The organism is Trueperella bialowiezensis, from assembly GCF_900637955.1.
Lineage (GTDB): Bacteria > Actinomycetota > Actinomycetes > Actinomycetales > Actinomycetaceae > Trueperella > Trueperella bialowiezensis.
In genome coordinates this window covers 235,948-252,656 of record NZ_LR134476.1, presented here as the reverse complement: position 1 = coordinate 252,656, position 16,709 = coordinate 235,948, and the positions used below count along the sequence as shown (strand labels likewise).

At 60.1% G+C, this 16,709-nt stretch carries 17 protein-coding genes and 1 other RNA gene; 8 read left to right on the top strand and 10 right to left on the bottom strand.

Annotated features, from left to right (window positions below; all coding sequences use genetic code 11):
- The first annotated feature begins 11 nt into the window (after window positions 1-11).
- Window positions 12-2,738, top strand: coding sequence for a pullulanase-type alpha-1,6-glucosidase (gene pulA, locus EL234_RS01180; protein ID WP_164712280.1), 2,727 nt, complete (start codon window positions 12-14; stop codon window positions 2,736-2,738).
- On the opposite strand, the gene EL234_RS01175 is transcribed toward pulA, so the two are convergent.
- The gene (locus EL234_RS01175) at window positions 2,660-3,049 is read right to left on the bottom strand and encodes a fluoride efflux transporter FluC (protein ID WP_126415752.1); all 390 of its coding nucleotides are present in this window, start codon (window positions 3,047-3,049) and stop codon (window positions 2,660-2,662) included. The genes pulA and EL234_RS01175 overlap by 79 nt on opposite strands.
- Complete coding sequence (locus EL234_RS01170) at window positions 3,049-3,396, bottom strand: fluoride efflux transporter FluC (protein WP_126415751.1); 348 nt, start codon at window positions 3,394-3,396, stop codon at window positions 3,049-3,051. The genes EL234_RS01175 and EL234_RS01170 overlap by 1 nt, the downstream gene beginning before the upstream one ends.
- Before the next feature lie 68 nt (window positions 3,397-3,464).
- Between EL234_RS01170 and EL234_RS01165 the strand changes: the two genes are divergently transcribed.
- Window positions 3,465-4,262, top strand: a complete 798-nt coding sequence (locus EL234_RS01165; RefSeq protein WP_241969037.1) for a Nif3-like dinuclear metal center hexameric protein — start codon at window positions 3,465-3,467, stop codon at window positions 4,260-4,262.
- Between the two features lie 4 nt (window positions 4,263-4,266).
- Window positions 4,267-5,001 carry a zinc ribbon domain-containing protein gene (locus EL234_RS01160; protein ID WP_126415749.1) on the top strand — a complete coding sequence of 245 codons (735 nt, stop codon included), beginning with the start codon at window positions 4,267-4,269 and terminating at the stop codon, window positions 4,999-5,001.
- Window positions 5,002-5,029: 28 nt separating this feature from the next.
- Here the strand turns inward: EL234_RS01160 and EL234_RS01155 are convergent, their stop codons facing one another.
- On the bottom strand, window positions 5,030-5,806 hold the full coding sequence (locus EL234_RS01155) for a YaaA family protein (protein ID WP_164712278.1): 777 nt from the start codon (window positions 5,804-5,806) through the stop codon (window positions 5,030-5,032).
- Between the two features lie 35 nt (window positions 5,807-5,841).
- On the opposite strand from EL234_RS01155, the gene rnpB reads away from it, so the two are divergent.
- Window positions 5,842-6,203, top strand: an RNA gene (rnpB, locus tag EL234_RS01150) — RNase P RNA component class A.
- 40 nt (window positions 6,204-6,243) lie between these two features.
- On the opposite strand, the gene ppgK is transcribed toward rnpB, so the two are convergent.
- Both ppgK and map read right to left on the bottom strand, forming a co-directional pair.
- Entirely contained in the window at window positions 6,244-7,014 is a 771-nt protein-coding gene (gene ppgK / locus EL234_RS01145; protein ID WP_126415747.1) for a polyphosphate--glucose phosphotransferase, read from the bottom strand.
- Between the two features lie 33 nt (window positions 7,015-7,047).
- The gene (gene map / locus EL234_RS01140) at window positions 7,048-7,950 is read right to left on the bottom strand and encodes a type I methionyl aminopeptidase (protein WP_126415746.1); all 903 of its coding nucleotides are present in this window, start codon (window positions 7,948-7,950) and stop codon (window positions 7,048-7,050) included.
- Between the two features lie 41 nt (window positions 7,951-7,991).
- Here map and EL234_RS01135 point away from each other — a divergent pair, with 41 nt between their 5' ends.
- Window positions 7,992-8,222 carry a methionine aminopeptidase gene (locus tag EL234_RS01135; protein ID WP_126415745.1) on the top strand — a complete coding sequence of 77 codons (231 nt, stop codon included), beginning with the start codon at window positions 7,992-7,994 and terminating at the stop codon, window positions 8,220-8,222.
- A complete protein-coding gene (locus tag EL234_RS01130) occupies window positions 8,219-8,821 on the top strand; it encodes a histidine phosphatase family protein (protein ID WP_164712276.1) in 603 nt (200 codons plus the stop codon). Before EL234_RS01135 ends, EL234_RS01130 begins: the two co-directional genes overlap by 4 nt.
- A 7-nt stretch (window positions 8,822-8,828) precedes the next feature.
- Here EL234_RS01130 and EL234_RS01125 read toward each other — a convergent pair whose 3' ends face one another.
- Window positions 8,829-9,515 carry a DUF4191 domain-containing protein gene (locus tag EL234_RS01125; RefSeq protein WP_126415743.1) on the bottom strand — a complete coding sequence of 229 codons (687 nt, stop codon included), beginning with the start codon at window positions 9,513-9,515 and terminating at the stop codon, window positions 8,829-8,831.
- A 78-nt stretch (window positions 9,516-9,593) separates the two neighbouring features.
- A complete protein-coding gene (locus EL234_RS01120; RefSeq protein ID WP_164712274.1) occupies window positions 9,594-10,781 on the bottom strand; it encodes an MFS transporter in 1,188 nt (395 codons plus the stop codon).
- Window positions 10,782-10,900: 119 nt separating this feature from the next.
- Here EL234_RS01120 and EL234_RS01115 point away from each other — a divergent pair, with 119 nt between their 5' ends.
- Window positions 10,901-11,356: a hypothetical protein gene (locus EL234_RS01115; RefSeq protein ID WP_126415741.1), complete on the top strand. Its 456-nt coding sequence runs from the start codon at window positions 10,901-10,903 to the stop codon at window positions 11,354-11,356.
- A 230-nt stretch (window positions 11,357-11,586) separates the two neighbouring features.
- Here EL234_RS01115 and sucB read toward each other — a convergent pair whose 3' ends face one another.
- Window positions 11,587-13,299, bottom strand: a complete 1,713-nt coding sequence (sucB, locus tag EL234_RS01110; protein ID WP_126415740.1) for a 2-oxoglutarate dehydrogenase, E2 component, dihydrolipoamide succinyltransferase — start codon at window positions 13,297-13,299, stop codon at window positions 11,587-11,589.
- Window positions 13,300-13,316: 17 nt separating this feature from the next.
- Window positions 13,317-14,687, bottom strand: coding sequence for a dihydrolipoyl dehydrogenase (gene lpdA / locus EL234_RS01105; protein ID WP_126415739.1), 1,371 nt, complete (start codon window positions 14,685-14,687; stop codon window positions 13,317-13,319).
- 145 nt (window positions 14,688-14,832) lie between these two features.
- Here lpdA and EL234_RS01100 point away from each other — a divergent pair, with 145 nt between their 5' ends.
- Window positions 14,833-15,171 (top strand): oxidoreductase, encoded by a 339-nt coding sequence (locus EL234_RS01100; protein ID WP_126415738.1) that lies wholly within the window; start codon window positions 14,833-14,835, stop codon window positions 15,169-15,171.
- A gap of 20 nt (window positions 15,172-15,191) precedes the next feature.
- Here EL234_RS01100 and EL234_RS01095 read toward each other — a convergent pair whose 3' ends face one another.
- A complete protein-coding gene (locus tag EL234_RS01095) occupies window positions 15,192-16,592 on the bottom strand; it encodes a leucyl aminopeptidase (RefSeq protein ID WP_126415737.1) in 1,401 nt (466 codons plus the stop codon).
- Window positions 16,593-16,709: the final 117 nt, after the last annotated feature.

Sequence of the window (16,709 nt, the reverse complement as noted above, 5' to 3'; positions counted from 1 at the left end):
TACTCGGTCACGTGCCCGGACTCGATCAAGCCGCAGCGCATTGGATCGATGAGGCGACTATCGCCTGGCCGTCATACATGGTGGACCGCCCCGAACAATACAGCTTCGAACTGTGGGTAGGTGCTCACAAGTCAGCTGATCTTACCTACACTCCAGCTCGCCTGGGCGCCGCGCAGCTCGAGAACCGGCGCCACCTTAAGGACTATCTTTCACTGCGTGTCATCATGGAGCGCTCCGAGATCGAAAAAGCGCTTAAGAGCGATCTCATCGTAGCGGCAAGAGATGCAAGCGGACAGATTGCGGCCGCAACGCACATGCAAATCCCCGGCGTGCTCGATTCGCTTTACGCGGGTTCGGCACGTGAGCGTGTTTTCGGAGTGACGTTTAGGAACGGGATTCCTACGTTTCGACTGTGGGCGCCCACGGCCCGTAAGGTGCGGTTGCAACTGTTTTCAGATGATCTCGGCGCAAACCCGCCAACGCGCTCGGGGGAGCACGCTAGTAAGGGCGCGCACACTCCCGTGCTGATTGACATGGAGCGCGCGGACGATGGCACGTGGGAAACTGTGGGTGCAGCTGAGTGGATGGGTTGTGCTTACAGGTATGAGGTCGAAGTCTACGTGCCGCAGACCGGCAAGGTGGAGCGTAACGTTGTTACGGATCCCTATTCGGTGGGCTTGAGCGTGAACTCCACGCACTCGATCGTGCTCGATCTTAACGATCCCCACTACATGCCAGACATGTGGTTGAACGCTGCCGCGCCCACGATAGACAATCCGTGCGAGCGGACGATCTACGAGCTGCACATCTGCGACTTTTCAATGTCTGATGAGACCGTGCCACACCACCTGAGAGGCACCTATCAGGCGTTCGCGCTCGATAACACGAACGGGGTGCGCCACCTGCGCGAATTGGCAGCGGCAGGTATGAACACGATCCACCTGCTGCCCAGTTTCGATATCGCCACCATAGAGGAGCGGCGAGATCGTCAAGCTGAACCGGTTATTCCGCAAGCGGGCCCGGCGTCGGCGAAGCAGCAGGCAGCGGTGATGGCCACCGCCGATCGGGACGCCTACAACTGGGGCTACGACCCGTATCACTTCACCACGCCAGAAGGTTCGTACGCTTCGGACGGCAATCAGACCGGGGGAGCACGCACCTACGCGTTCCGCCAGATGGTAGGCGCCTTGCATGCGATGGGTTTTCAAGTGGTTCTCGATCAGGTGTTTAACCACACGGCGTGTTCGGGGCAGGGCGAAAAATCGGTGCTTGATCGGATTGTGCCCGGCTACTATCACCGCCTCACCCCGCAGGGTGCGGTAGCCACCTCCACGTGCTGCCCGAACGTGGCCACCGAGCACGTGATGGCTGAAAAGCTCATGGTCGATTCGGTGGTCACGTGGGCGCGGCACTACCGGGTTGACGGCTTCCGCTTCGACCTCATGGGGCACCATTCTCGAGCGAACATGGACGCCGTTCGTGCGGCTCTCAACGAGTTGACGTTAGAGGCCGACGGCGTGGACGGTTCGGCCATCTATATCTACGGCGAGGGCTGGAATTTCGGCGACGACGTCCAGCACAACCTGCGCTTCACACAGGCCACCCAAGGGCAGCTGGACGGAACGGGCATCGGAACCTTTAACGATAGGTTGCGTGACGCCGTCGTGGGCGGGGCACCCTTCGATCACGACAAGTCTGCCCGCCAAGGTTTCGCAACAGGCCAATACACTGCCCCGAACGCGCTCAACGCCGCCGACGATGCCGAACTGGCGGCGCTGCGCTATCACCAGGATCTCATCCGGCTCTCGATGGCAGGCAACCTGGGGCACTACCGATTCCTAGCCAGCGATGGACAGCACAAGTCTGGCGCTGAATTCGACTTCCGGGGCAGCCCAGCAGGTTATGCCAGCCGCCCAGACGAAACCGTGAACTACGTAGATGCCCACGACAACGAAACCCTGTTCGACATCGGCGTGTGGAAACTTCCCGCGGATACCCCGATGGCAACCCGAATTCGGATGAATACGGTGGCGCTCGCGACAGTGATGCTCGGCCAGTCGCCGGCGTTTTGGCATGCGGGAACCGAATTGTTGCGTTCGAAATCGCTAGACCGGAACTCCTATAACTCTGGCGATCACTTCAACCGCCTGGATCTTTCTGGCCGCACGCACAACTTTGGTGTCGGCTTGCCACCCGCGCCCGATAACGAGTCACAGTGGGCGGCAATGGCCCCGTACTTGAACAATCCGGCGAACGTGGCAAGCGCGCAGGATATTGCGACGGCGCGCGCTCAGGCGCTGGACTTGCTCAGGCTGCGCCGAGCCCACCGCCTGCTCACGTTGGGTGATGCGGATGCGATCTGCGAGAAGGTGTCGTTCCCGGGCGCGGGTCCAGACCAGCAGGCCGGGCTCATCATCATGAGAGTTGATGACACGGTCGGCACGCCGGTTGATCCGGTGCAGGCCGGCCTGCTCGTCGCAATCAATGCGGCGCCGCATGTGCTCTCGCAGCAGATCGAAGATATGGCAGGGGTGGACCTGACGCTCTCACCGGTGCACACGAATCGCCCGGGTGCAGACCCGGTGTTGCTTACCACCCGGTGGGAGGCGGAGTCGGGCACGTTGCACGTGCCTCCGCGTTCGGCCGTGGTGCTCGTCCATTATCGTGCAAGCAACACGCCCAGTGCCATGCCAAGCCCCGCGCAGGCTACCGAGCCGCCGAGCATGATGAGCGCGTAGGTTCCTCCGTTCAGCGAATCGTCGGTGACTCCAATGTCGATGGACTGCACTGCGGCAGTTGAAAACGTGGTGAAACCACCGCAGAACCCGGTTCCTGCAAGCGCGTAAAAGAACTTGCCGCCGTCGCTCAGCGTTCCGCCGCCGCTGAACGCATCACTGCCGCGCAGCACGCCGACGAGCAGCCCGAGCAGGAAGGATCCGGCAAAGTTGACGGCCACCGTTCCCCAAGGCTTGGGAATATGAGAGTCGACGCCGTAGCGCGCGGCAGCACCAAACCCGCCGCCAATAGCGACTGCCAGTAGCTCTACCATCAGTGACCACCCCGTATCAGCTGCGCTACGAGGCGGCCTAATAGGGCAGCGGCAATACCGGCAATAACTGTGAATACGGCGTAGGCGAAACCCAGCAGTACCGATTCGTTCAGCATCTGCACCGTGTCAACGGCCAGTGCACTATAGGTGGTGAATCCGCCGAGGACGCCCGTCCCCACAAAGAGCCGGGCCCGTTCAGGTAAGACATCAGTAATAAATCCGAGCGCCAACGCGCCGAACACGTTAATAAGGAGCGTGACGACGGGCGGGTGCGCAGCGCCGACCGTCAGCAAGTAGCGAGCGCCCGCGCCGAGCGCGCCGCCAAGTCCAACAAGGAGTCCGTTCACGGTCTTACTCTAAACCCACGCCGACGTTCGCACGTCGCGAGCGAGTTTGCTCGGGTAGGGTTATGACCATGAGCACTGTAGCTGATGTTGTGGCCGTCATGAATACGCATTTTCCGCCGTCGCTGGCGGAAGACTGGGATCGCGTAGGGCTTGTGGCCGGTGATCCAGCCGACGAGGTAACCACAGTGGGCTTTGCCGTAGATCCGTGTGCCGCCGTCGTCGATGAGGCAATCGAACGCGGAGCACAGATGCTGATCACCCACCACCCGCTGTACCTGCGCGGAACATCCACGGTCGCTGCCGACACGCCGAAAGGCTCCTGGGTACACAAGCTCATCCGCGGCGGGGTAGCACTCTTTGCTGCGCATACCAACGCCGATTCGGCAGCGAACGGCTCGGCTGTTGCGCTCGCGGAATTACTCAAGCTCCGCAACACTCGGCCGATCGCACCGAACGACTCCGACCCTACGCTTGGTCTGGGACGCGTGGGCGAGTTGGAGATGACGATGACGGTGCGCGAGCTCGCCCATCGGCTGAAAGCGATGATTCCAGAAACGCCCGCCGGGATTACGATTGGCGGCGATCCGCACAAGATCGTCAAAACTGTGGCCGTCTCACCTGGTTCGGGTGATTCGTTCCTCGCGGCGGCCAACGCGGCCGGAGCGGACGTCTACATCACCGCCGACCTGCGCCACCATCCAGCCACCGATCACTTGTGGGCAGGCGGGTGCGCGCTCATCGGAGCCACGCATTTTGCTTCCGAATGGCCGGTGCTGCCGAAACTGCGCGACGCCGTCGCCGGCGACCTCGGCCTGGACGCGTATATTTCAACAATCGTCACCGATCCGTGGGTAGAAAGAATTTAAGACAATGGCACGTGCACCTCGCGAAGATCAACTGCAACTACTCGACGTGGCAGAACTGGACGCACAGTTGGCCAGGCTCCGCTCAGAGAACGAGAATCATCCGCTGCGCGGGCAGGTTGGCGCGCTCATGAATGAGGTTGCAGCGAAAGCACTGGACGTCACACAAGCACGCGAGGCATTTGCACAGGCCGAGCAAGCCTACGAGAAGGCAGCAGCAAAGTCAGCTGAGCTGTCCGGCGTCGTGAAAGAAAAGAAAGACCGGCTCAACGCGGGTATCGGGATGGATTCACGCGAACTCATGACCCTGCAATCAGAAATTGACACGAACGAGCAGATGCTCGATGAAGCCTTCGACGCCGAGTTCGCCGCACTCGAACAGGTCGAACACTGGGAAGCCGAAATCACGCGCCTGAGCGAAGAACAGAGCCAACTCAATGGCGCTATCGTGGCAGGCCGTGCTGAGCTCGAAGCCGAGATCGAGCAGATCGAGCGCGACGCCGCAGATATTCGCGCCCAACGCGATGCGCTGTACGAGCCGCTTGCTGAACCGCTTAAGAAGGAATACGAGCGAGCCGTGGCACGCGGGGGACTGTCCGTGATCGCACTTCACCCGAGCGGGCGAACCTCCGGTGGCGTGCAACTGTCGCCAATCGAAGTCAATTACATCAAGAACGCTGATCCGGATAACATCCACATCTCCGACGACTACCAGTGCATCGTCGTGCTTACCGACGTTTAAGCCCGCTAGGCGGAGACCTCTCGGTGGACTAATCGACGTGTTCGACCAACGTAAGCCGCGCCGGTTTGCGCCCTTCAGCAGGGCTCAGCTCCACGCCCGTGATCTCTCCGGAATCAATTAGCGAGTGCGCGAATTCGGCGAGCTCTCCGGCATCCGCGGGCGGGTTCGGCTCGCGTACCAAAGCTCCGGCAAGCAGCCCGCGGTAGTGTTTGGCCATGTGCGAGACGACGCTCCGCTTCTCGTTCTTGATTCGCGCCGCACCAACGACGACGTAGTCGGCATCCGACGGCGGGAACCACACCTGATATTCGGCCGACCGGCAGTCAACCACCAAACCGTTGTGTTGGGCACCAGTGCCGCGCAGTTCCTTCTTCCACGCCGTGCCCACTTTCCCAAGGTTCGGTAAGGCGGTGTTCATGGACAGCCGGTAATTCGGTATGAGATCGGACGGGCGGGTGTAGCCGAACACGGCGGAGAAGATGCGCACGACGTCGTCGGCGCGGGCGAGCTCGCTGGCACTTAGTTTGCCGAACTGGGCGGCGTCAAACAGTACGCCCGTATAGATCTCGTGTGCTGGCGCGCACGGCAACTCGTAAAAGTCGATCTGGGCTCGGACCTCGGGCTCGATGGACGGACCAACGCCAAGAACCTTCAGCGCCTGCGGGCTAGCCGATACCTGCTGCAGTTCGCCGATGATCTGCTCGCGTAACGGATTGTGCTCGGGTGCGGCAAGAGTATCGAGATCGAGCGCAGGGCCGTCTGGTGGGCTCGTCTTGCCAGCCGAAGGCGGAAGAAGAATAAGCATGTGTCCCATCCTAACGTCGAGTACAATAATCTTTCGCAGTTGGCTGGGCGGCCGCGTGCACGCACGAGGAACGTCCGGGCTCCACAGGGAAACGGTGGTGGGTAACGCCCACTCGGAGTGATCCGCAGGAAAGTGCAACAGAAAGCAAACCGCCCTCGCATCTGCCCTTGTGGCTGGATGTGAAGGTAAGGGTGAAAGGGTGAGGTAAGAGCTCACCGCGGGCTAGGTAACTAGGCCGGCACGGTAAACCCCACCGGGAGCAAGACCGAGCAGCGCGCTATGAGTGTCCCGCTCGCGCGCGGGTTGGTTGCTTGAACCCGCCGGTAACGACGGGTCTAGATAGATGGTCGCCACCGCCTTGGCGGTACAGAACCCGGCGTACAGGCTGACTGCCAGGGGCTCGCGTGATGCGAGCCCCTTTTCTGCCTCTGATCGCGTTAACTGGACAGGGTCTGGTGTGCAAACAGCGCCGAGCCGACGATTCCTGCCGAGTTGAGCAGATCAGCAGGTACGATTGGCGCATTCGTGGTGATGAGCGGTAAGAACTTTTTGTGCTTCTTCGAGATGCCGCCGCCAACGATGAACAGATCGGGGGAGAAGAGCATCTCGATATAGCTGAATATTTCCTGGAGCCGTCCCGCCCATTCTTCGTAGCTCAGGCCCTCGCGCTCGAACACGGCCGACGACGCGTACTTCTCAGCTTCCGTCCCGCTCGCCAACACGAGGTGACCGAGTTCCGTATTGGGCACCAGCACTCCGTTTGAGACGACGGCCGAACCAATCCCCGTACCGAGCGTGAGCATGATGATCGTACCGTGGTGCCCGTTCGCAGCCCCGTAATGCACTTCGGCGTAACCTGCGGCATCGGCGTCGTTCATGACAGCGACGGGGCGCTTGAGTTGGCGCGATATCACGCGCGCGGGGAACAAGCCCTCCCACTCTTTTGACAAGTTGGCCATGAACGGAATCGACCCGCGCACGATCGGCGCCGGAAAGGACACCCCCACGGGCAGCTCGCTCGGCAGCTCAAAATGATCGACGATGTCACGAATGATCTTAGCGATTGCCTTCGGCGAGGCGCCCTCGGGAGTGGGTACGCGGTAGCGCTCATCGAGAAACTGGCCGGTCTTTAGGTCAACCGGTGCGCCCTTGATCCCCGAACCACCAACGTCAACACCGATGGCAACTTTGCGATACTTCTTCTTCACTAGACCGCCCTTTCGCGGCGAAACTATGCCGTTTTAAGGAATGATAGGGCTCGTCTTACCCTCGGTGGGCAACGTTAAGATTTCTGCTCCGTCCTCGGTGACGACGAGCGTGTGCTCCCACTGGGCGGTACGGCCGCGATCTTTGGTCAGGACGGTCCAGTCGTCGTCCCACTGCCACCAATCAATCTCACCCAAGGTCAGCATTGGCTCGATTGTGAACACCATGCCCACTTCGATGAGATCACCATATCGGGGAGCGGCGTCGTAATGAGGAATGATCAATCCGGAGTGGAAGGCCTCGCCAACCCCGTGGCCCGTGAAATCTTCCACCACACCGTAGTCGAAACGCTTCGCATACGATTCGATCACCCGGCCGATGACGTTGATCGCCCGCCCAGGTTTGACGGCCTTGATCCCGCGCATCATGGCCTCGTAGGTGCGTTCACACAGGAGCTTCGATTCGTCATCAACCTCGCCCACGTAGAACATCGCATTCGTATCCCCGTGAACGCCGTCCTTGTATGCTGTGACGTCGAGGTTGACGATGTCACCTTCTTCGAGCGGGCGATCATCAGGAATGCCATGGCAAATGACCTCGTTGATCGAGGTGCAGATCGACTTCGGGAAACCCATGTAGCCGAGCGTCGACGGGTAGGCACCCTGGGAAACCATGTAATCATGCGCGATCTGATCGAGCTCATCGGTCGTGACGCCCGGCTTGATCGCGGCGCCCGCTAGCTGCATAGCATCAGCGGCAATCCGCCCGGCCGCCCGGATCTTCTCAATCGTCTCCGGCGACTTGATCTCCGAGGCCGTCACCACTTCCGGGCCGGAGTGAAACATGTATTCTGGCCGTTCAATATATGCGGGAACGGTGCGCATGGGCGAAACGACGCCCGGTTGAAGATTACCTAATGGTGCTCGATCTGCTTGCATGTCAATAAGCTTAGCAAGCTCAAGGTGGGTATGATCGAAGCATGGCATTCTGGTTCAACATGGTAACGGGGCAGGTAGTGGAGTCGGAGGAGCCGCCGTTCGCCGCCGCGGAGCGCATGGGGCCGTATCCCACACACGAGGATGCACACAACGCGTATCTCATTGCTGCACTGCGTAATGTGACTGCCGACATCGAAGATGAGGCCGCCACGGCCGCTGACGAAGACGATTTTGATCGCGACCAACGCGAATGGGAAGAGGCATGGGAATGAAACTCATACTTGTCCGCCACGGCCAGACTTACAACAACGCCGCTCATAGGATTGACACGGCCGCACCCGGCGCGGTTCTCACCGAGGAAGGGTGGACGCAGGCCAACGACGTCGTCGCCACACTTCTCACCCACGATCCACAAACCATCTGGGCGTCGAACCTCACCCGTACGCAGCAGACGGCCACCCCGCTCGCCACGCGACTCGGGCTTAACATCAACATCAATCCAGGCTTTCGGGAAATCCAGGCTGGAGATTTAGAAAACGGCGACACGGAACAGCACTACCGCGACTATTCGCGTACGATCTTCCGCTGGGTAGAAGGCGACATGGATCTGTCGATGCCCGGAGCGCCAGACGTGACCGGCACGTCCGTACTCGCACGTTTCGACGACGCCGTCCGCCAAGTCGAAGCCGAAGGGGACCAGAGCGCAGTCGTGTTCGCTCATGGAGCGGTCATCGCCTTCTGGGTGGGCATGCGCGGGGGAGGGGCACTACCGGACGAATTCGTGCCGCTCGTCAACACCGGGGTAGTGGTACTAAGCGGCACGCTCGATTCCGGCTATCGCCTCGAATCGTGGATGGATAACGTGATGTAAACGGCGGTTAGCCGCGCATCGCGCGCCGATCCGGGCGCACGTTAAACGGATCGATGCCCTTCGGGATCGGCAGAGAGTTAGTCGGGATTGCCTTCATTCGCGCCGAGACTGCGGCGACCTCGTCGTGACTCATCACCTTCGGCAGCCGCTTGATGTGCTTTTCCAGCTTGTCAATCGGCACCTGACCGTCGTCGTGCCCCACTTTCACCACTTGGACGGGCGCCGACGGCGCCACGCGCTTAATCGCCTTGCGCTCGTCGTTCAGCAGGCGATTAACCCGATTCGCCGGGCCTTCCGCAATGAGAACAATGCCCGGCCGGCCAATCGCACGGTAAACCATATCTTGCGTACGCGCGTTAAAACGCACCGGCTCCTGCTCGATCACCCAGCCACGCTTAATATTCCCGAGCACGGCACCAACCGCGCCAGGCACGCCGTCGATCTGAGCGTAGGACGCCCTCTTGACAAGTTGCACAAGAACCAGAAGCGCAAGCGTGATACCCATGAAGATTCCCATGAGAATCCAGATGATCCACTGGCGGGTTGTCACAGCGCCAATAACACCGATGACAACACCGAGGAGAAAACCACCCAGAATACCCCAAGGCGCCCACGGGTACGTCTTCTTCGAGACCCGGTACGCATCCCCGAGGTAGCTCCACCAGCGCTTCTTCTTAGGTTTGTTCTTTGCCATTGCACTTCCTTGATTTGGCCAACTGCTTAGAGTGTAGTAGATGAGCCGCGAGTGCTCAAAGCATACGGCGGCGTCGGCTCATCGGGCGGAATGGGCGCGTTCGTCGCGGCGCCCCGTCGTCGCAGCGACGAGCGTGAGAGCCAGCCCGCAGGCGGCCGCGGCGAGGAATCCGTAGTCCGTGTTCGTCTCGAGGAGCCGCCCGATCAGCGCGCTTGCCGCCGCGGTTCCGAGCACGTTCGAGGACACGATGACGGTGTTTGCGACGCCGTCGCCCCCACGCGGCGCCCACATTCCCGCCAGCGTAAAGATCGCCACGCCCGTCGGACCAATGAATAGACCCGCGAGGAACACCAATGGGGAGAGCGTGAGCCCCGACGTCGCGAGCGTACACGCCGCTGCACCCACGGCCATGCCAATTCCGCCGACGAAGATGCGCGAGACGAAGGTGAACCGAGCTGGGAGCCCGACGGCGATGAGCGCGGTGATCGCGGCGCTCAGGCCCAGCGATGCGTAGATGAGGCCGCCCATCCCGGGCATACCGTTTGCTTGGGCGAAAGCGGTGACACTGGTCTGCATCGCCCCGAAAAACATGCCCAAGAAAGCCATCGCCAAGAGTGGCGTGCGCACTCGCCGAACAATATGTGCGAATGATGGGCGCTGTGAATCCTTGAGCTGCGGCCCGGGTGAATGGCGTGAGAGCGCGAACGGAAACACGCAAGTGAGTACCAGTACGGCTGCCAAGAGCATTGGCGCGCTTGCCGACAGCGAGGCGGCAATGATGCCGACTGCGGCTGGACCGAGCACGAAAACCATTTCGTCGTTGACCGTCTCCCACGACATCGCGGCCGGCATCTGCTTACGCGAGGCGATGGAATACCAGCGAACGCGAGCCAGCGGACCAATCGGAGACGTGGTAATACCGATCGCTGCCGCGTTTGCCACAAGTGCTATTGGAGACGGGTCGCCTGCCGCTAACACCACGATCAGGATCAAGAACGCAATATTGAAAGGTGCAATAGCAAGCAAGGGTAGACGCTGACCATAGGTGTCGGTCAACCGGCCAATGACGACGTTCCCAATACCGTTCGCAATCGCATAGGCGGCCGAACAGTAAGCCGCGTTTGCCACCGATCCGGTCTCGCTCGCCACGAGCGTGAGGATGCCAATCGTTCCCATGCCCGTTGGTAGCCGCCCGAAAAATGAAATTAGCAAATAGGGAATCCCCACCAGTTTGGGTAATTCTTTATAGCCGCTCAATGCGCCCATGTTCATCCTTTACTTCTTTAATAACCAGCGCCTATTATCATCCAAAGCGGTCCAGATAGCGATTCACAAAGTTGTGGAAAAGATAATCATTACGCCAGTGACTATGTTGTGATTGGTCTATGGGCAGAGCATGGATGGCATGGACGGCATTGAGCGCGTTCATCATCGGATTCGGCATCGCCATTTTACAGCCTGCTGCCACGCCCGCCGAAGACTGGGAATCCTTTGTAATTGAACGGATAACAGCTCGCAACCAGGCAATCATTGACTCCGACTGGCCCGGGCTCGCACGTCTGACCGTTCCCGATTCTCCAGCGCGGAAAGCCGACGAAGAACTATGGGCATGGCTGGAACACAATGACGTGGAGTCCATCACCACCGAAGTTTTATCGGTAGAAGTTCTCCATGTGCAAGGCCCCGAGCTACAGGTGGTGACCCGGCAACTGGGTGCTCGTGTGCGAGGACATCCGGAGATGAACGAAGCAGAGTCGATCTGTGGAAGGTGGCGCTTCGACGAGGGCGCACTAGCCGAGATCCGCCCCTGCCCGATCAGTACGGCAGTCGGAGAACGCTAGCAGCTGTCACTGGCAGTTCCGGGGGTACCTGTTGCGTTCCCGGGGTAGACAAATCGCCGGATTCGGTACCCCGGGAAGCGAACGTGTACCCCGGGAACGGTGGGAACTGCGCCTGCACATAGAACTGCGCCTGCGCATGCCTCCCAACATGCCGGTGGGGCCTGGCGTTCGCTAGGCCCCACCGGGTTTTAGTTCAGACGCCTACCGGACGTCTACCAGATGCCTCCAGATTAGAGGACGTCTGGGAAGTCGCCTTCCTCGATGCGGGTCTTCACATCGAAGAGGTAACGCGAAGCATCCGCGCCGTCGACAATCCGGTGATCGTAAGAGATCGACAGGATGCACTTGTTGCGAATTGCGATCACATCGTTGCCGTCCTGATCCTTGACCACACCCGGTGCCTTGTAGATCATGCCCGTGCCAAGAATGGCAACATTCGGCTGGTTGATGATCGGCGTATCCGCGATAGCTCCCGCGGAACCGGTGTTCGTGATCGTGAACGTGGAACCGGACAGCTCGTCAGGCTTGATCTTGCCATCGCGCGTGCGCGACGCGAGATCAGCGATCGCCTTCGAAATACCTGCGATGTTGAGATCGCCAGCATTCTTGACCACCGGTACGAACAGGCCGCGATCGGTGTCAACAGCAATACCGATGTTCTCCACATCGTGGTAGACGATCTCGTTACCCTCCACCGAGGAATTCAGCAGCGGGTGTGCCTTCAGAGCTTCGGTTGCAGCCTGCACGAAGAACGGCAGGAACGTGAGCTTGACGCCCTCGCGTGCAAGGAAGCCATCCTTCGCACGAGCACGCAGGTTCCAGATTCGGGTGACGTCCACTTCCATGAACGTGGTCAGCTGAGCCGAGGTTTCGAGCGACTCGACCATGTGCTTAGCGATTGCCCTGCGCACGCCCGTCATCTTCTTACGAGTACCGCGCAGCGAGGCGGCTTCCTTGGCCTTTTCAGCGATCTTCGCCTTGGCACCAGCCTGTGGCGCGGCAGGAGCTGCAGGTGCAGCAGGAGCAGCGGGAGCGGCCGGTGCTGCGGCAGCTTCGGCCGCCTTCTTCGCAGCCTCAGCAGCAGCTTCGACGTCCTGGCGGCGGATACGGCCACCGACGCCGGTGCCTTCCACCGTGGACAGGTCGACGCCGAGATCCTTCGCCAGCTTGCGCACGATCGGCGTCACGTAGGCAGACTTGCCATCTTCAGGTGCTGCCGACTTTGCCGGTGCCGGAGGCGCCGGGGGAGCAGCCGGAGCAGCAGGTGCGGCCGGTTCAGCCGGAGCTGCAGGTGCAGCCGGGGCCGGTTCGGGCTCAGCCTTCGGTTCTTCAGCGGCAGGCGCGGCAGGTGCCGGAGCTTCGCCACCAATGATGGCAAGCACAGTGCCGACGGCAACGGTCTCGTCTTCACCGACCTTGATTTCGCTCAGAATACCGGATGCGGGAGCTGGAACCTCGGTATCAACCTTGTCGGTGGACACTTCGAGGATCGGCTCGTCTTCCTCGACCTCGTCGCCAACTTCCTTCAGCCACGTGGTCACCGTACCCTCGTCAACGGATTCGCCGAGAGCAGGCATCTTCACTTCGACACCGCCCTGCCCAGAACTGGTTGAATCCGACGCCGGGGCACGCTCTGGCTCCGCGCTTTCAGCGGGCGCTTCTTCCTGAGCAGGTTCAGCCGCAGGAGCAGCCTGTGCTGCGCCCGAGCCGTCGCCAATGTAACCGAGAACGGTGCCGACCGCCACGGTCTCATCTTCGCCAACCTCGATCGATTCGAGAATGCCAGCGGCAGGGGCTGGAACTTCCGTGTCGACCTTATCGGTGGACACTTCGAGTATGGGCTCGTCGGCTTCGACCTCGTCGCCAACTTCCTTCAGCCATGTGGTGACCGTGCCCTCATCGACGGACTCGCCCAGTGCGGGCATCTTAATAGGTTCAGACATGTTTAATTCTCCTTCGGTCAGTTGTGCATTGGCTTGCCTGCGAGAGCGAGGATCGCTTCGCCAACGGCTTCGTTCTGGGTTGGGTGAGCATGCACGAGGCCTTCGAAGTCCTCAGGCATTGCCTCCCATGCAGTCATCAGCATACCTTCACCAACCTGTTCGCCCATGCGGGCGCCGATGGCGTGGAAGCCGACGATCGGGCCGTCCTTCTCGCGGACGATCTTGACGAAGCCCTGAGCTCCGAGCATCTGCGACTTGCCGTTGCCAGCCAGGTTGAACATGGCGGTTTCAACGTTTTCCTTACCGAACTTCGCTTCGGCCTTCTCCTGGGACAGGCCAACCGAGGCGATCTCCGGGTTCGAGAAGGTTACCTTCGGGATCAGATCCTCGTTGATGACCTTCGGGTTCAGTCCGGCAATTTCTTCTGCCACGAACTCGCCCTGGAGGTAGCCGCGGTGTGCGAGCTGGACTCCCGGCACGATGTCACCGACCGCGTAAATGTTGCCGACGCCCGTGTGCAGGCGCTCGTTGGTGATCACGAAGCCGCGATCAATCTTGATGCCCTGCTCTTCGAAACCGAGGTTCGCTGTGGCAGCGCCGCGGCCAATGGCGATCAGGAGCACATCGGCGTCGTACTGCTTGCCATCCTGGGTGAACACGTGCACGCCGGAATCGTCTTCCTCAACGCGATCAAACATCGTGTTCGTCTTGAACGTGATCTTCCGACGGCGGAACTGACGCTCGAGCATCTTCGAGACTTCCTTGTCCTCATTCGGGACAAGGTTGGGAAGACCTTCGATGATCGTCACGTTAGCGCCAAGCGAGTTCCACACGGAGGCGAACTCACAGCCAATCACGCCGCCACCGAGCACGATCACCGAATTGGGCACCCAGTCCATCTTCAGTGCCTGTTCGGAGGTGATCACGCGGTTGGTGATGGTCTGGCCGATTGTCTTCGAGTACGAACCGGTGGCCAGGACGACGTTCTTGCCCTTGACCCGCTGGCCGTTAACTTCAACCGTGTCTTGGCTGACGAGGCGGCCATAGCCGTTAATGACCTCGATCTTGCGCGATGCGATGAGGCCCGTGAGCCCCTTGTGCATCTGGTTAACAACGCCGTCCTTGTACTTGTTGAGTGCGCCCATGTCGACGCCTTCGAAGGTGCCCAAAATGCCGATCGACTTCGACTCGCGCATTTCGTCAGCAACTTCGGCCGCGTGAAGGAGCGCCTTGGTGGGGATACAGCCGCGGTGCAAACACGTGCCGCCGAGCTTATCGCCTTCAATGAGCGCTACCTTCATTCCCAATTGTGCCGCGCGCAAAGCCGTAGCGTAACCGCCGGAGCCCGCGCCAAGAACGACTACATCGTATTCTTGTGAATCAGTCACTTACCTCTCCCTCGAGATTAATGGTGTGCTGGATAGACCAACCTGTATCGCCCTTAAGTATTCCACTTTGTGATCCAAAATTCTTGTATATCCATGAAGTTACCCACGGGCTGAACTTCGCACAGCGGCCAGTTAGACTCGTTCAATGGCACTATTTTCTCGCAGGCGTTCGAGCTCGAATAGCGACGGCGGTATTTTCGGCAAGCGTCGTAAGCGCGCTGAAACGACAGCGCATTTAGAAAACTTTGTTGCGACGCGCTCGGGCGTGTCGGCATATTTCGAGGCGGAAACTCCACGCGACCCTTCTGCGATCGTGCTTGTTGCTGTTGATGGCGAGTGGACGAGACGTAAAGTCCCCAGCTTCTCGGCGGCTAAAGAGCTGGCCGAAAAACTGGGGATTTCACTTTTTGACGTTGCTGCGACTGGCTATCCGCGTGCCATGCGGGAATGGTCGATGAAGAATCCCGGCACACAGGCACGCTAGGCGTTCGCCGTTGCTAACGCTTAGGCGTCGCGTTCAATGGCGGCGAGCATCGTGCGAAGCATGACGCCGGTTGCGCCCTTGGGTGTGGCACCGCGCGGAGCCGTACGATTGAACGACGGGCCTGCGATGTCAAGGTGTGCCCACTTTGGTGCGTCCACGAACTCTTTCAAGAACAGGCCGGCTGTGAGCATGCCACCGAAGCGGCTGCCACCGGAGTTCTTCATGTCGGCGATGTTCGAATCGAGCGTGTCGCGAAGGTGTGCCGGAAGGGGCATGTGCCAAGCATCTTCTCCCACGGTTCCGGCAACCTCGGCGATGGTGGCGGCATACTCGTCGCTTCCCATGACGCCGGTGTAGCGTTCGCCGAGGGCAACCATTTGCGCGCCCGTCAACGTGGCGATATCGATGATCTTGTCGGCTTTCTCCTCGCTGGCCATAATGAGTCCGTCTGCGAGCACGAGTCGGCCTTCGGCGTCCGTGTTGTCGATTTCGACGGACTTGCCGTTGCGGTAGACGATGACGTCGTCGGGATGGCCAGCGGTACCTGAGACCATGTTTTCTGCCAGGCACATCCAGGCCACAACGTGGCGCTTCACCCCAAGGCGTGCGGCAGCGATGATCGTGTTGAGAACCGTGGCAGCACCGGCCATGTCGGTCTTCATTTCCGTCATTGCGTTCGACGGCTTAAGCGAGTATCCGCCGGTATCGAAGGTGATGCCCTTACCAACGAGCGCGGTGGTTGACCCTTGCGCACCTTCAGGTTTCCACTCGATACGAACTAGGCGCGGGGGATTGGCTGAACCGCGGCCAACCTGGAGGAGACCGACTAGGCCAAGTTCTTCCAATTCGTCTTCCCGGTAGACCTTGACGTCCAGACCTGCCGCTCCGGCTTCATCTTCTGCGATCTGCGCCAGCGTTTCAGGTACGAGCTCACTGGGGGACAGGTTAACGAGATCACGCACGCGATTGATCTGCTCGGCGAGCACCTGGCCGCGCGTCACGGCGGCGTCGTCATCCACTGACACGACGAGCTTGCCAAGCGGAGCCTTCTTTGGCTGCTTGTATTCGTCGAACACGTAGCCGCCAGTCAGCGCACCTTCCACGGCGGCTGCGACGTCGGATACGGCTGAGGCGACGACGAGCTCGTCCACTCCAGCTGCGGCGCGTACCAGCTCGCCGAAAGCTTCGCGTTCGGAGTCCGGATCGACGACGACGAACACCAACTTCGCCGTATCTGCCGGGTTCACTAGGCGCACGACACCCGAGGCATCCAGCGTGGCGAGCGCTGTTTCGATCGCCGAGACGAAGTCCTTGTCAGTGATCAGCGTGTTTAATGTAAAAGACTCGCCCTTCTTTGCCGCGACAACGGCGAGATTGCGAGCGAGATCTTGCGAAAATTCTTTGGTTTCAATTTGGGTCATGCGTACAGTATAGATCTGGTACCGCCTCCGGGGCGATTTTCCGATTTCGCTTGTAGACGGACACGAAAATATAATCGGCATGTCATGATGGTAGTAGCCGCACGCAAAGGAGATAAC

Excerpts from the sequence above, each read along its gene's own strand:
- EL234_RS01175 (WP_126415752.1), bottom strand. The coding sequence starts at position 3,049 with ATGGTAGAGCTACTGGCAGTCGCTATTGGCGGCGGGTTTGGTGCTGCC.
- EL234_RS01165 (WP_241969037.1), top strand. The coding sequence starts at position 3,465 with ATGAGCACTGTAGCTGATGTTGTGGCCGTCATGAATACGCATTTTCCG.
- EL234_RS01160 (WP_126415749.1), top strand. The coding sequence starts at position 4,267 with ATGGCACGTGCACCTCGCGAAGATCAACTGCAACTACTCGACGTGGCA.
- EL234_RS01155 (WP_164712278.1), bottom strand. The coding sequence starts at position 5,806 with ATGCTTATTCTTCTTCCGCCTTCGGCTGGCAAGACGAGCCCACCAGAC.
- map (WP_126415746.1), bottom strand. The coding sequence starts at position 7,950 with ATGCAAGCAGATCGAGCACCATTAGGTAATCTTCAACCGGGCGTCGTT.
- EL234_RS01135 (WP_126415745.1), top strand. The coding sequence starts at position 7,992 with ATGGCATTCTGGTTCAACATGGTAACGGGGCAGGTAGTGGAGTCGGAG.
- EL234_RS01130 (WP_164712276.1), top strand. The coding sequence starts at position 8,219 with ATGAAACTCATACTTGTCCGCCACGGCCAGACTTACAACAACGCCGCT.
- EL234_RS01125 (WP_126415743.1), bottom strand. The coding sequence starts at position 9,515 with ATGGCAAAGAACAAACCTAAGAAGAAGCGCTGGTGGAGCTACCTCGGG.
- EL234_RS01120 (WP_164712274.1), bottom strand. The coding sequence starts at position 10,781 with ATGGGCGCATTGAGCGGCTATAAAGAATTACCCAAACTGGTGGGGATT.
- EL234_RS01115 (WP_126415741.1), top strand. The coding sequence starts at position 10,901 with ATGGGCAGAGCATGGATGGCATGGACGGCATTGAGCGCGTTCATCATC.
- sucB (WP_126415740.1), bottom strand. The coding sequence starts at position 13,299 with ATGTCTGAACCTATTAAGATGCCCGCACTGGGCGAGTCCGTCGATGAG.
- EL234_RS01100 (WP_126415738.1), top strand. The coding sequence starts at position 14,833 with ATGGCACTATTTTCTCGCAGGCGTTCGAGCTCGAATAGCGACGGCGGT.
- EL234_RS01095 (WP_126415737.1), bottom strand. The coding sequence starts at position 16,592 with ATGACCCAAATTGAAACCAAAGAATTTTCGCAAGATCTCGCTCGCAAT.